Genomic DNA, 13,406 nt, shown 5'->3' on the forward strand with positions numbered 1-13,406 from the left:
ACAGGAGCCGCTGCAGCAGCGGCTCCTGTGGGGGGCGCCGGGTCCTGCTCTGCACGGGCGAGGGCGTTGGCCCCCACCTGAACCCATGAGGAAGGGCCCGGCCTCCGCACTGGAGACCGGGCCCTTCCTCACACCACTGGGCGCTTACGCCTTCCGCAGCCGGAACGTGAGAGACAGCCCCTCGTCGGTGAACGGCTCACCGAAGCCGTCGTCGCCCTCACCCTGCCGGAAGTCGGTGGCCAGAACCTCGTCGGCGATCAACTCACTGTGCTCGGCCAGGGCAGCGACCACCGCGGGGTCGGTCGACACCCAGCGCAGAGCGATCCGGTCGGCCACGTCCAGACCGCTGTTCTTGCGGGCCTCCTGGATCAGCCGGATCGCGTCACGGGCCAGGCCCGCCTGCCGAAGCTCCTCGGTGATCTCCAGGTCCAGCGCCACCGTGGCACCGGAGTCGGAGGCCACCGACCAGCCCTCGCGCGGGGTCTCGGTGATGATCACCTCGTCGGGAGCGAGGGTCACCGTCTCGCCGTCGACCTCCACCGAGGCCGTGCCCTCACGCAGCGCGAGGGACAGCGCGGCCGCGTCGGCGGCGGCGATCGCCTTGGCCACGTCCTGCACCCGCTTGCCGAACCGCTTGCCCAGCGCGCGGAAGTTGGCCTTGGCGGTGGTGTCCACCAGGCTGCCGCCGACCTCGGACAGCGACGCCAGCGAGGAGACGTTCAGCTCCTCGGTGATCTGGGTGTGCAGCTCGGGATCCAGGGACTCGAAGCCGGTCGCCGCGATCAGCGCGCGGGACAGCGGCTGGCGCGTCTTGACGCCCGACTCCGCACGCGTGGCCCGGCCCAGCTCAACCAGTCGGCGGACCAGGACCATCTGCCTCGACAGCTCCGGGTCGATGGAGGACAGGTCCGCCTCCGGCCAGGGGGCCAGGTGCACGGACTCCGGTGTGCCCGGGGTCACCGGCACGATCAGGTCCTGCCACACCCGCTCGGTGATGAACGGGGTGATCGGCGCCATCAGCTTGGTGACCGTCTCCAGCACCTCGTGCAGCGTGCGCAGCGCGGCCTTGTCGCCCTGCCAGAAGCGGCGGCGCGAGCGGCGGACGTACCAGTTGGACAGGTCGTCGACGAACGCGGACAGCAGCTTGCCGGCGCGCTGGGTGTCGTACGCCTCCAGCGCCTGGGTCACCTGGTCGGTGAGCGCGTGCAGCTCGGACAGCAGCCAGCGGTCCAGCACCGGGCGCTCGGCCGGGGCCGGGTCGGCCGCGCTGGGCGCCCAGTTCGACGTACGGGCGTACAGCGCCTGGAAGGCCACCGTGTTCCAGTACGTCAGCAGGGTCTTGCGGACGACCTCCTGGATGGTGCCGTGGCCGACCCGGCGGGCCGCCCACGGGGAGCCGCCGGCCGCCATGAACCAGCGCACCGCGTCCGCGCCGTGCTGGTCCATGAGCGGGATCGGCTGCAGGATGTTGCCCAGGTGCTTGGACATCTTGCGGCCGTCCTCCGCGAGGATGTGCCCCAGGCAGACGACGTTCTCGTACGACGACTTGTCGAAGACCAGCGTGCCGACGGCCATCAGCGTGTAGAACCAGCCGCGGGTCTGGTCGATCGCCTCGGAGATGAACTGCGCCGGGTAGCGGCTCTCGAACAGCTCCTTGTTCTTGTACGGGTAGCCCCACTGCGCGAACGGCATCGAACCCGAGTCGTACCAGGCGTCGATGACCTCCGGCACGCGCGTGGCGGTCTTGCCGCAGCCGTCGTGACGGCACGCGAAGGCGACCTCGTCGATGTACGGCCGGTGCGGGTCGAGGCCGGACTGGTCGGTGCCGGTCAGCTCGGTCAGCTCCGCCCGGGAGCCGACACAGGTGAGGTGGCCTTCCTCACAACGCCAGATCGGCAGCGGGGTGCCCCAGTAGCGGTTGCGGGACAGCGCCCAGTCGATGTTGTTGTTCAGCCAGTCGCCGTACCGGCCGTGCTTGACCGTGTCCGGGAACCAGTTGGTCTTCTCGTTCTCCTGGATGAGGCGGTCCTTGATCGCCGTCGTGCGGATGTACCAGGAGGGCTGCGCGTAGTAGAGCAGCGCGGTGTGGCAGCGCCAGCAGTGCGGGTAGCTGTGCTCGTACGCGACGTGCTTGAAGAGCAGGCCGCGCTGCTGGAGGTCCTCGGTGAGCTTTTCGTCCGCCTTCTTGAAGAAGACGCCGCCGACCAGCGGGACGTCCTCCTCGAAGGTGCCGTCCGGGCGGACCGGGTTCACGACCGGCAGGCCGTACGCGCGGCAGACCTTGAGGTCGTCCTCACCGAAGGCGGGGGACTGGTGGACCAGACCCGTACCGTCCTCGGTCGTCACGTAGTCGGCGTTCACCACGTAGTGGGCCGGCTCCGGACCGTGCCCATGGGTTCCCTCGCTGACGCTCGGGAACTCCACGAGCTCGAAGGGACGTTGGTAGTTCCAGCGCTCCATCTCGGCGCCGGTGAAGGTCTGGCCCGTGCTCTCCCAGCCCTCGCCGAGTGCCTTGGCGAGCAGCGGCTCGGCGACGACGAGCTTCTCCTCGCCGTTGGTCGCGACGAGGTAGGTGACCTCCGGGTGTGCGGCGACGGCCGTGTTGGACACCAGGGTCCAGGGGGTCGTCGTCCACACCAGGAGCGCGGCCTCGCCCGCGAGCGGACCGGAGGTGAGCGGGAAACGGACGTACACGGAGGGGTCCACGACCGTCTCGTAGCCCTGTGCCAGCTCGTGGTCGGACAGGCCGGTACCGCAGCGCGGGCACCAGGGCGCGACCCGGTGGTCCTGGACGAGGAGGCCCTTGGTGAAGATCTCCTTCAGCGACCACCAGACCGACTCCACGTACTCGGGGTCCATGGTCCGGTAGGCGTCGTCCAGATCGACCCAGTAGCCCATGCGGGTCGTCAGCTCGGCGAAGGCGTCGGTGTGCCGGGTCACGGACTCGCGGCACTTGGCGTTGAACTCGGCGATGCCGTACGCCTCGATGTCCTGCTTGCCGGAGAAGCCCAGCTCCTTCTCGACGGCCAGCTCGACGGGCAGGCCGTGGCAGTCCCAGCCGGCCTTGCGGGCCACGTGGTAGCCGCGCATGGTGCGGAAGCGCGGGAAGACGTCCTTGAAGACGCGCGCCTCGATGTGGTGGGCGCCGGGCATGCCGTTGGCGGTGGGCGGGCCTTCGTAGAACACCCATTCCGGGCGGCCCTCGGACTGCTCCAGGCTCTTGGCGAAGATCTTCTGCTCGCGCCAGAAGTCGAGCACGGCGTGCTCAAGAGCGGGCAGGTCGACCTGTGCGGGCACCTGGCGGTACGTCGGCGCTGTCATCTGCGAGCATCCTCCAACGGACTTGCTGCCTTCCGTCGGAGGGACGAGAGCCTTCGATCCTGCCTACGCCGTGTGCGGCGCGCTCCCGCGGTACCACCCTCCTTGGCCCCCCGCCGCGCCGTACGCGCCGGTGAGCCCCCTCATTGGGGTCGCGAAGCCGGTTCTACTCGCCCCGGCCTGCTGGCTGCGGCTTTCTTCCGGCGGCTCCGGGGTGATCTTCACGTCGCGCTCGCCCCCGGGCTCACACCGTCCCCGGGTCGCTCTGGGCTGCGTACGCCGCTACTCGTCCCCATCCACGCTTTTCGCTCCGCCCAGTGTACGGCGCCGCGCGGACAGCGGCCGACCGGTTTCCCGTGCGGCCCGTTCTGCGTCCGGTGCGCCCGCCGGCCGCGTGACGGTCCGGGATGACCCGAATGGCCAGCAGGCGGGCGCCGGGGTCCGTGCGGGCGGGGCCCGGCGGATTACCCGGCGGGGAGCTGGGCACAACGGATGCAGGCCCGCTGCGCGGGGGGTGCGGGCGGGCGAATCAGGCGGTGTGCCCCGTTGCCGCGGGACTCAAGTCGATTTATCGTCCCAGCACGATTCGCGAGCAACATCACAATATGTGAAGGGGTCGCGGCCATGGTGGCGAAAAGGACCGCCGTACGGCAGCCGGCGACCGGCCGGAGCGGGGGCGCGGCCGCCGCCGGAGCTGCGGCTGCCTCCGACGGCGAGGCCAAGGGAGTGGGCAGGAGGGCTGCCGGGACAGGGGGCGCGGAGCCGGCCGCGAGGAAGACGGCGATGAGAGAGCCGACCGCGAAGGAGCTCGCCACGAAGGAACCCGCCGGCACGAAGACGGCCGGGAAGGAGCCGGCCGCCGGGAGGACGGCTGCCAGGAGGACGGTCGCCGAGAAGGCGGCTGCCAAGAAGTCCGCGGCCAAGGGGACGGCTGCCAAGAAGGCTGTGGTGAAGGAAGAAACCGCGGCGAAGAAGGCCGTCGCCAGGAAGACGGCCGGTGCGGCCAAGAAGGCGGCCGGTGAGGAGCGTGCCGCCAAGGAGAAGCCGCCCGGGAAAGCCGCCGCCAAGAAGGCGTCGGCCGGAAAGGCGGGCGCCGGTGACGTGGCCGAGGCGGCCCCGGAGCGGGCGGTGGCCGAGAAGACCGGCGGAAAGCAGCCGGCGGCGAAGGGAGCGGCGCGGGAGTCGGCCGTCAAGAAGGCGTCGGCCAGGAAGGCCGGCGGCAGGAAGGCGGCCGAGGAGGCCGTCTCCACGGAGGCGGCCGGCACGAGCAGGGCCAAGAAGGCGGGCGCGGCGCGGGCCGCGAAGCAGACGGGAGCCACGACAGTGGTTGCGAAGAAGACTCCTGGCACGGCCACGGCGGACACCGCCGTTCCCAAGGCGCGGGTCGCCGCGGCGGAGCCCGGCGAACTGGCGGTGCGCCCCGGCGAGGACCCCTGGACCCCGGAAGAGGTCGCCGAGGCCCGTGCCGAGCTGCTGTCCGAGGTGGAGCGGCTGCGTGCCGAGATCAGCTCCTCCGAGGCGTCCCTCGCGGGCCTGATGCGGGACTCCGGGGACGGCGCGGGAGACGACCAGGCCGACACCGGTACCAAGAACATCACGCGCGAGCACGAGCTGGCGCTCGCCGCCAACGCGCGCGAGATGCTGGTCCAGAACGAGCACGCCCTGGAGCGGCTGGACTCGGGCACCTACGGCCTGTGCGAGAACTGCGGCAACCCCATCGGCAAGGCCCGGATGCAGGCCTTCCCCCGGGCCACGCTGTGTGTCGAGTGCAAGCAGAAGCAGGAACGCCGCTCCTGAATGTGCGTGACCGTGCCGTAGTCTCGTCCTCAGTCAGGCACCTAGGTTGAGGGACTCACGTGGCAGAGGCGGAGCGCATCATCGGTACGCCGGACACCCCGGACGACGGCGGCGAGCGGGCGGCGGCCGGAGCGCCCGCCGGTTCCGGCGCGTCCACCCCGGCCGCCGCGTCCGGCGCGGGCGAGCAGCAGTCGCCGGCCCAGGCCCGGGGCCCTCGCGGGCGCCGGATCGCCCTGCTGTTCGCGGTGGCCGTCTTCGCGTACTCCCTCGACCTGGTCAGCAAGCTGCTGGTGGTCGCCAAGCTGGAGGGCCACGAGCCGATCAGGCTCGTCGGGGACTGGCTGGAGCTGAACGCCACCCGCAACCCGGGCGCGGCCTTCGGCTTCGGGGCGGCCTTCACGATCATCTTCACCCTGATCGCCGCGGCCGTGATCCTGGTGATCATCCGCCTGGCCCGCAAGCTCTACAGCTACCCCTGGGCCATCGCGCTCGGCCTGCTGCTAGGCGGCGCCCTCGGCAACCTCACCGACCGGATCTTCCGGTCGCCCGGTGTCTTCGAGGGCAAGGTCGTGGACTTCATCGCGCCCAAGGGGTTCGCGGTGTTCAACCTGGCCGACTCGGCCATCGTGTGCGGCGGCATCCTGATCGTCCTGCTGTCCTTTAGGGGGCTGGACCCGGACGGCACCGTCCACAAGGACTGAGGCCGGCGTCGTCCACAGGCGGTTTTCCACAGGCTCGTGCGGGCCGGTTCCACTCGTCCGGCATACTCGACGGGTGAGCACGATTCCCGAGATCCGCACCCTGCCCGTGCCCGACGGCCTGGAGGGCGAGCGCGTCGACGCCGCCATCTCCCGCATGTTCGGCTTCTCCCGCACGAAGGCGGCCGAGCTGGCCGCGGCCGGCAAGGTGCAGGTCGACGGCACGGTGGTCGGCAAGTCCGAGCGGGTGAGCGGCGGCGCCTGGCTCGAGGTCGAGATGCCGCAGGCGCCCGCGCCGGTGCAGGTGGTCGCCGAGCCGGTCGAGGGCATGGAGATCGTGCACGACGACGAGGACGTGGTCGTGATCGTCAAGCCGGTCGGTGTGGCCGCGCATCCGTCGCCGGGCTGGAGCGGCCCGACCGTCATCGGCGGTCTCGCCGCCGCCGGATACCGGATCTCCACCTCCGGCGCAGCCGAGCGCCAGGGCATCGTGCACCGCCTGGACGTCGGCACCTCCGGCCTGATGGTGGTCGCCAAGTCGGAGCGGGCGTACACCTCGCTCAAGCGCCAGTTCAAGGAGCGCACGGTCGACAAGCGCTACCACACCCTGGTCCAGGGCCACCCGGACCCGACGAGCGGCACGATCGACGCGCCGATCGGCCGCCACCCGAACCACGACTACAAGTGGGCGGTCACGGCCGACGGCAAGCCCTCCGTCACGCACTACGACCTCATCGAGGCCTTCCGCGCCGCCTCCCTGCTGGACGTGAAGCTGGAGACCGGCCGCACCCACCAGATCCGCGTCCACATGTCCGCCCACCGCCACCCCTGCGTCGGTGACCTCACCTACGGCGCCGACCCGACCCTCGCCAAGCGGCTGCGCCTGACCCGCCAGTGGCTGCACGCCGTGCGCCTCGGCTTCGAGCACCCCGGGGACGGCCAGTGGGCGGAGTTCGAGAGCGCCTATCCCGAGGACCTGCAGAAGGCCCTCGACCAGGTCCGCGAGGAGACGTACGCGTGAGCGCGCCGTACGCCCTCCGGCTCGCCGAGGACGCCGCCGACCGCGAGGCCTGCTTCGCGGTGCGCAAGGAGGTCTTCGTCGTCGAACAGGGCGTCGACGAAACCATCGAGTACGACGCCTACGACGCGGTCGCCGTGCACGTGCTGGCGATCCGCGAGGACGGTGTGCCGCTCGGCACCGGGCGGCTGCTGCACGGCGAGGCCGCGGCCGCGAAGACCGGTGCGGACGTCTCGGTGGGCTCCCTGGGGCGGCTCGCCGTCGTCCGCGAGGCCCGCGGGCTCGGCGTCGGCGTGGCCCTCGTGCGGGCCATCGAGGACGCGGCACGCGCGCGTGGCCTCACCGCGGTGGACCTGCACGCACAGACCCACGCGCTCGGCTTCTACGAGCGGCTCGGCTATGCGGCGTACGGCCCGGAGTTCCCGGACGCCGGCCTACCGCACCGGGCGATGCGCCGCGCCCTGTAGGCCGTCGCGCCGCGCCCCTCGGCGGCGGGCGTCGCCGCCGGTCGGCTGGCAGGCTTGAGCCCTGCCGTGTGACTGGCGCTCCCCGGAGCGCCGGCCGTGTGTCAGTCGGCTCTGCTGTTCGTCCTGCAGTCCGCGGTGATCCTCGTGGCTGCACGGCGCTGTGGACAGTCGCTGCGCACGAATAGTCGTACAAACATGCCGGACCTGTGGACAAATCCCGGCATCGTCGGCGGTTCGCTCCTACTCTCGGATCATGACTCGCAACATCGTGATCAGTGGTGGCGGTACGGGCATCGGGCTGGCGGCGGCGCAGATGTTCGCGGCGGACGGCGACCGGGTGCTGTTGCTGGGGCGGCGTGCGGAGGTGCTGGAGAAGGCCGCGGTGCCCGGGGCGCTCACCTGTGCGGCAGACCTGTCCGAGCCCGATCAGGTACGGCGGGTGGCCCGGTTCGTCGCCGATGAGCTGGGAACGGTCGACGTTCTCGTGCACGGCGCGGGCGGGGCCGGGCAACTGGAGCCGCCGGCCGGCAGCGACGACCCCCTGGACCGGGTGGCCCACGACTGGACCGTCAACTTCCGGCAGAACGCGCTGACGGCCGCCCTCCTCACCGAGGCGCTGAAGGACCGCCTCGCCGAGCCCGGCGGGCGGGTGCTCTTCATCTCGTCCATCGCCGCGTACCGGGGTTCGGGCAGCGGTGCCTACGCGGCGGCCAAGGCCGGGCTGCATCCCTACGCGCATGACCTGGCCCGGCAGCTGGGACCGCGCGGCATCACCGTGAACGTGGTCGCCCCGGGGTTCGTCGAGGACACCGAGTTCTTCGGGGACACCATGGACGAGGCCCGGCGGGCACGGCTCATCGCCGACACGCTGACCGGCCGCGCCGGGATACCGGGAGACGTGGCCGCGACCCTGCACTGGCTGGCCTCGCCCGGCGCCGGGCATGTCACCTCCCAGGTCATCCAGGTCAACGGCGGTTCGGAGCGCGGACACTGACGGGCTCAGAGGGGGGCCGCACCGCCTCGGCGGTGTTGACGCGGGGCAGCGCGTAGGGGTGCTCCGCCGCCAGCCAGGTGATCATCCGCTCGCGGACCGTGACCCGTATCGTCCAGATGTCGTCGGCGTCCTTCGCGGTCATCAGGGCCCGCACCTGGACGGTGTTCGGGGTGCTGTCCGTCATCACGAGGCCGTAGGCGCGGCCGTCCCAGGCGGGGCTCTCGCGCACGATGTCGCGCAGCTTCTCGCGCATCTCCTCGATGGGCGCGCTGTGGTCGAGGTGCCAGAAGACGGTCCCGGTCATCTGCGGGGTGCCCCGCGACCAGTTCTCGAAGGGTTTGGAGGTGAAGTACGAGACCGGCATGGTGATCCGCCGCTCGTCCCAGGTCCGTACCGTCAGAAAGGTCAGGGTGATCTCCTCGACCGTGCCCCACTCGCCGTCCACGACGACCGTGTCACCGATGCGGACCATGTCGCCGAAGGCGATCTGCAGCCCGGCGAACATGTTGGACAGGGTCGACTGGGCCGCGACACCGGCCACGATGCCGAGGAGGCCGGCCGAGGCCAGCAGCGAGGCGCCGGCCGCGCGCATCGCCGGGAACGTCAGCAGCATGGCGGCGATCGCCACGACGATGACGATCGCGGACACCACCCGCATGATCAGCTCCACCTGGGTACGCACTCTGCGCACCCGGGCCGGATCCCGGTGCGCGCGGGCGTAGCGGCTGTAGGTGGTCTCGACGACCGCCGCGGCGATCCGGATCACCAGCCAGGCGGCGGAGCCGATCAGCACCAGCGTCAGCGCGCGGCCGATGCCGACCTGGTGCCGCTCGAGCAGCTTCGCCTGGTCGTACGACCCGCGGAGCAGGGCGGCGCAGAGCACGAGTTGGTAGGGGATGCGGCCGCGGCGCAGCAGCTCCCACAGCGGCGAGTCGTGGTCGCTTTCGTCGGCCTTGCGCAGGAGCCGGTCGGTGGCCCAGCCGATGGCGAGCGTGAGCAGCACCGAGCCGCCGATCACGATCACAGGGCGGACTAGATTCTCCATGCCTGCGCTCCTAACCGGCGCCCCGCGGACATGAACATGTGAGTTCGGGTGTTTCCCGGGTACGGCGGCTCCGGCGGTGTCGCACCGGCTGGCACCATGGCCTCATGAACATCATGCTTTTTCACTCGACCTACGGCCTCAGGCCCGCGGTGCGCGAGGCCGCGGACCGGCTGCGCGCGGCCGGCCACGAGGTGTGGACGCCGGACCTCTTCGAGGGGCGCACGTTCGACACCGTCGAGGAGGGCATGGAGCTCAAGGAGTCGATCGGCAAGGAGGAGCTGCTGAAGCGGGCCGTGCTGGCGGCGGCCCCGTACTCGGACCGCGGGCTGGTGTACGCCGGGTTCTCGCTCGGCGCCTCGATCGCCCAGACCCTCGCCCTCGGCGACGACAAGGCGCGCGGGCTGCTGCTTCTGCACGGCACGTCGGACATCGCGCCGACGGCGCACGTGGACGAACTGCCGGTGCAGCTGCATGTGGCCGAGCCGGACCCGTTCGAGACGGACGACTGGCTGACCGCCTGGTATCTGCAGATGGGCCGGGCCGGAGCCGACGTGGAGGTCTACCGCTACGCCGGCGCCGGGCACCTCTACACCGACCCCGGGCTGCCGGACTACGACGCCGAGGCCGCCGAGGCCACCTGGCGGGTGGCGCTCGGCTTCCTCGACGGTCTGCGGGCGGCGTAGCGACAGGCCCTGGTCACCTCCGGACCAGCGGGAACGGACGGCTACACCGGGTCGTAGGTCCGCTCGACCTTCTGCGTGCCGCTGCGGGTGCGGTAGGAGCGCACCCACTTGGAGGTGGCGCTCGCGTCCGTGCGGTCGGAGAGGACGTAGTAGTCCATCTGCGTACGGGCGTCGGTGATGTCGAGCACGCCGTAGCCGTGCCGGTCGGTGTCCACCCAGTGGACGTGCCGGTTGGCGGCCTCGATGAGCGGCGCGGCGACCGCGGAGACCGTGCCCTCGGGGACCTTGACGATGTCGTCGAGGTTGTCGGAGGTCACCGAGGTGATCACGAACTCGGTGGCCGCCGACGGCGACAGCGGGTAGGTGCCCGCGTCCACCGGCACGTCGTTGGCCCAGGACATGTGGATGTCACCGGTCAGGAAGACGGTGTTGCCGATGGCGTTCGAGCGCAGGTGGTCCAGGAGTTCGCGGCGGTCGTGGGTGTAGCCGTCCCACTGGTCGGTGTTGACGCCGATGCCGTCCTGCGGCAGGTCGAGCAGCTTGGCGAGCGGCTTGAGCAGATCGGCGGTGAGGGAGCCGACGACGAACGGCGCGATCATCACCGAGTTGCCGACCAGCCGCCACTTGGTGTCGGAGGCCTTCAGGCCCGCCTTCAGCCAGTCGAGCTGGGCCCGGCCGGTGATGGTGCGGTTCGGGTCGTCCACCGAGCCGCTGCCGGCGGACGCCTGCTGGGAGCGGAAGGAACGCAGGTCCAGCAGGGACAGATCGGCGAGCCTTCCGAAGCGCAGCCGCCGGTAGGTGGTGCCCTCGATCGCGGGCCGGACCGGCATCCACTCGAAGTAGGCCTGCTTGGCGGCCGCCTTGCGGGCGGTCCAGGTGCCCTCGGCGCCCTCGGTGTGGTTGACCGCGCCGCCCGACCAGGCGTTGTCGGCGAACTCGTGGTCGTCCCAGATCGCGATGACCGGTGCCTTCAGGTGCAGGGCCTGCAGGTCCGGGTCGGTCTTGTACTTGCCGTGCCGGATCCGGTAGTCGGCGAGCGTGATGATCTCGTTGGCCGGCGCGTGCGGGCGGACAACGGTGCCGCGCGCCGCGTACTCGCCGGACTTGTACTCGTAGATGTAGTCGCCGAGGTGCAGCCAGGCGTCCAGGTCGCCGCGGGCCGCGAGGTGACGGTAGGCGGCGAAGTAACCGGCCTCCCAGTTGGCGCAGGTGACCACGCCGAAGCGCAGGGAGGACACGGCCGCGTCCGCCGCGGGCGCGGTGCGGGTGCGCGCCACCGGGGAGTCGGTGCCGCCGGCCGAGAACCGGAACCAGTAGTCGGTGGCCGGCTGCAGGCCGCGGACGTCGGCCTTCACGGTGTGGTCGGAGGCCGCGGTCGCGGTGACGGAGCCCTTGGCGACGACGCTGGTGAACGCCTTGTCCCTGGCGACGACCCAGCTCACCTCGGTGTCCGGGCCGATGCCCGAGCCGGGTACCGCGTCCGGGGCCGGGGTCACCCGGGTCCACAGCAGGACGCCGTCGGGCAGCGGGTCACCGGAGGCGACACCGTGCAGGAAGGCGGGCGCCTGGCCGGCGGCGCGGGCCGGCAGCGAGGCGGCGAGCGGGCCGGCCAGGACAGCGGTCGCCGCCGCGGCCTTGACGACCGTACGGCGGCGGGGCGAGAGGGAGGCACGGCCTTCAGTGGCCGAAAGTGATCTTTTACGACTGGTCACGACCGATCAGGTTACTGATCAGTACGCACACAAGAGCGGGCGAACTCTCAATGTTCGCCCGCTCTTCACGGGAAGGTTGTATTCCGCCGGGGCGTCAGCCCTTGAGGGCCGCGTCCACGACCTTGTCGAAGTCGGCCACCGTCAGCAGCGGGGTGCCGCCGTTGAGCTGCTTGCCGTCCATGACGAAGCCCGGGGTGCCGGTCACGCCGTCCTTGTTGTCGTCGAAGGTCTTCGACATGTGCATCGCCCAGGCGTCGTAGGTGCCCTTCTTGACCGCGTTCTGGAACGCGGCGTTGTTCTTCAGGGCCGGGACGGTGTCCGCGACCTGGATGAGGTAGCTGTCGTCCTTGAACTTGTCGACCGTCTCGTCCGGGTGCCACTTCGCCGAGTACAGCGCGGACTTGTACTCGAGGAACGCCTCGGGGCTGACGTTCAGCGCGGCTCCCAGGGCGCTCAGCGCGTTCTTGGAACCCTGGCCGTTGTCCTTCAGGTCGATGAAGGTGGCGCCCACGTACTGGAACTTGAACTTGCCGTCGTCGATGTCCTTCTTCACGGTCGCGCCGACGTTCTGCTCGAACTGGGCGCATATGGGACAGCGCGGGTCCTCGTAGATCTTGAGGGTCTTCTTGGCGCTGTCCTTGCCGATGACGACCGTGGTGCCGTCCTTGCCGGTGGTGTTGGCCGGCGCGACGACACTGGCGGTCTTCATGCCCTCCCAGTAGCTGGGCTTGTTCGCCTGGACGACGGCATAGCCGATGCCGCCGGCCGCGGCCAGCACGGCCACGACCGAGGCGGCCACGATGACCTGCCGCTTGGCCTTGTCGCGCTTGGCCTGCCGCTCGCGCTCCTCGCGCAGCCGCTCCCGGGCCGCCGTCTTCGCCGACTGGGTGTTCCGCTTGCTCATGTTGGTGATCTCCGTGTGGGACGCGCACATGCCGTACGCGGGATACGTGTGGGGGACTGGGTGTGCTCAGGTCTCGCCGCTCAGCAGGCGGCGAGGGCGGGCGAGCACGGCGGTCCACGCCGTCCCAGGGAGTGCACGAGAAGCAGGTCACGGGCGGCGGCCCGGCGCGGGGCCGGGCGCGGCAGCCGGCGGGCCGGGGCCAGCCGGACGGCGACCGCGGCGGCCGCGAGCAGCAGCGGCCGGAAAGTGGTGGCGGCTACCGCGCGCAGCAGCTGCTCCAGCGCCCGCTCGCCCCGGCGCAGCCAGGCGGCGGCGAGCAGGCCCACGCCGACGTGGGCGGCGAGCAGCAGCCAGGCGGCCGCCGGACTGGCGTGTGCGAGCAGTGCTCCGGGGCGGCCGTGAGCCCCGGTCATCTGGGCCAGCGGGGAGCCGACGGCGCCGCCCTGGCACAGCACGTCGAAGCCGAACGTGTGCAGCGGTCCGGCGACCGGGCCGCCGGCCCTGCCGTAACAGGTGTTCTGCCCGGTGGTGAACACCGTGTCGGCGGCCAGTTCCAGCGGGATCAGCAGGGCCGCGATCCGGCCGAAGCCGCGCTCGCGGCCCGCCGGCGCATACGCGGTGGCGAACACCGCGGCGGCGACCGCGAGCACGGTCGCCACCGGCAGCGGGGCCCTGGACAGCAGCACGTGCGACGCGGTGCTGAGCGTCACGACGACAGCCGTGAACAGCGCCGCGCGCACGGCTCTGAGCTGGGTCCCGGATATGTCCAT

At 71.3% G+C, this 13,406-nt stretch carries 11 protein-coding genes; 6 read left to right on the forward strand and 5 right to left on the reverse strand.

Translation table 11 applies throughout. The features are described 5' to 3' along the window. Positions 1–144 precede the first annotated feature (144 nt). A complete protein-coding gene (gene ileS / locus ABT288_RS35085) occupies positions 145–3,321 on the reverse strand; it encodes an isoleucine--tRNA ligase (RefSeq protein WP_351616682.1) in 3,177 nt (1,058 codons plus the stop codon). A gap of 621 nt (positions 3,322–3,942) precedes the next feature. On the opposite strand from ileS, the gene ABT288_RS35090 reads away from it, so the two are divergent. The 5 genes from ABT288_RS35090 (at position 3,943) to ABT288_RS35110 (ending at position 8,292) form a co-directional block, all read left to right on the forward strand. Beyond that, the gene (locus ABT288_RS35090; protein WP_351616685.1) at positions 3,943–5,115 is read left to right on the forward strand and encodes a histone H1-like repetitive region-containing protein; all 1,173 of its coding nucleotides are present in this window, start codon (positions 3,943–3,945) and stop codon (positions 5,113–5,115) included. Between the two features lie 59 nt (positions 5,116–5,174). Then, entirely contained in the window at positions 5,175–5,816 is a 642-nt protein-coding gene (gene lspA / locus ABT288_RS35095; protein ID WP_351616688.1) for a signal peptidase II, read from the forward strand. A 73-nt stretch (positions 5,817–5,889) separates the two neighbouring features. Next, entirely contained in the window at positions 5,890–6,834 is a 945-nt protein-coding gene (locus ABT288_RS35100) for an RluA family pseudouridine synthase (RefSeq protein WP_351616691.1), read from the forward strand. Continuing rightward, complete coding sequence (locus ABT288_RS35105; RefSeq protein ID WP_351616694.1) at positions 6,831–7,298, forward strand: GNAT family N-acetyltransferase; 468 nt, start codon at positions 6,831–6,833, stop codon at positions 7,296–7,298. The genes ABT288_RS35100 and ABT288_RS35105 overlap by 4 nt, the downstream gene beginning before the upstream one ends. 253 nt (positions 7,299–7,551) lie before the next feature. After that, positions 7,552–8,292: an SDR family NAD(P)-dependent oxidoreductase gene (locus ABT288_RS35110; protein ID WP_351616697.1), complete on the forward strand. Its 741-nt coding sequence runs from the start codon at positions 7,552–7,554 to the stop codon at positions 8,290–8,292. Here ABT288_RS35110 and ABT288_RS35115 read toward each other — a convergent pair. Beyond that, positions 8,264–9,337, reverse strand: coding sequence for a mechanosensitive ion channel family protein (locus tag ABT288_RS35115; RefSeq protein WP_351616699.1), 1,074 nt, complete (start codon positions 9,335–9,337; stop codon positions 8,264–8,266). The two genes, ABT288_RS35110 and ABT288_RS35115, sit on opposite strands and share 29 nt — an antisense overlap. A gap of 104 nt (positions 9,338–9,441) precedes the next feature. Between ABT288_RS35115 and ABT288_RS35120 the strand changes: the two genes are divergently transcribed. After that, a complete protein-coding gene (locus ABT288_RS35120) occupies positions 9,442–10,020 on the forward strand; it encodes a dienelactone hydrolase family protein (RefSeq protein ID WP_351616702.1) in 579 nt (192 codons plus the stop codon). A gap of 41 nt (positions 10,021–10,061) precedes the next feature. On the opposite strand, the gene ABT288_RS35125 is transcribed toward ABT288_RS35120, so the two are convergent. The 3 genes from ABT288_RS35125 to ABT288_RS35135 form a co-directional block, all read right to left on the reverse strand. Beyond that, a complete protein-coding gene (locus ABT288_RS35125) occupies positions 10,062–11,732 on the reverse strand; it encodes an alkaline phosphatase D family protein (RefSeq protein ID WP_351616705.1) in 1,671 nt (556 codons plus the stop codon). A 94-nt stretch (positions 11,733–11,826) separates the two neighbouring features. Beyond that, a complete protein-coding gene (locus tag ABT288_RS35130; protein ID WP_351616707.1) occupies positions 11,827–12,636 on the reverse strand; it encodes a thioredoxin domain-containing protein in 810 nt (269 codons plus the stop codon). Between the two features lie 80 nt (positions 12,637–12,716). After that, positions 12,717–13,406, reverse strand: a complete 690-nt coding sequence (locus ABT288_RS35135; protein WP_351616710.1) for a hypothetical protein — start codon at positions 13,404–13,406, stop codon at positions 12,717–12,719.

Source organism: Streptomyces sp. NPDC001093, assembly GCF_040298985.1.
In the GTDB taxonomy this organism is placed as follows: domain Bacteria; phylum Actinomycetota; class Actinomycetes; order Streptomycetales; family Streptomycetaceae; genus Streptomyces.

Coding starts and splice junctions, on each gene's coding strand:
- ABT288_RS35090 (WP_351616685.1), top strand. CDS start 3,943: ATGGTGGCGAAAAGGACCGCCGTACGGCAGCCGGCGACCGGCCGGAGC.
- ABT288_RS35135 (WP_351616710.1), bottom strand. CDS start 13,406: ATGGACATATCCGGGACCCAGCTCAGAGCCGTGCGCGCGGCGCTGTTC.
- ABT288_RS35110 (WP_351616697.1), top strand. CDS start 7,552: ATGACTCGCAACATCGTGATCAGTGGTGGCGGTACGGGCATCGGGCTG.
- ABT288_RS35130 (WP_351616707.1), bottom strand. CDS start 12,636: ATGAGCAAGCGGAACACCCAGTCGGCGAAGACGGCGGCCCGGGAGCGG.
- ABT288_RS35115 (WP_351616699.1), bottom strand. CDS start 9,337: ATGGAGAATCTAGTCCGCCCTGTGATCGTGATCGGCGGCTCGGTGCTG.
- ileS (WP_351616682.1), bottom strand. CDS start 3,321: ATGACAGCGCCGACGTACCGCCAGGTGCCCGCACAGGTCGACCTGCCC.
- ABT288_RS35120 (WP_351616702.1), top strand. CDS start 9,442: ATGAACATCATGCTTTTTCACTCGACCTACGGCCTCAGGCCCGCGGTG.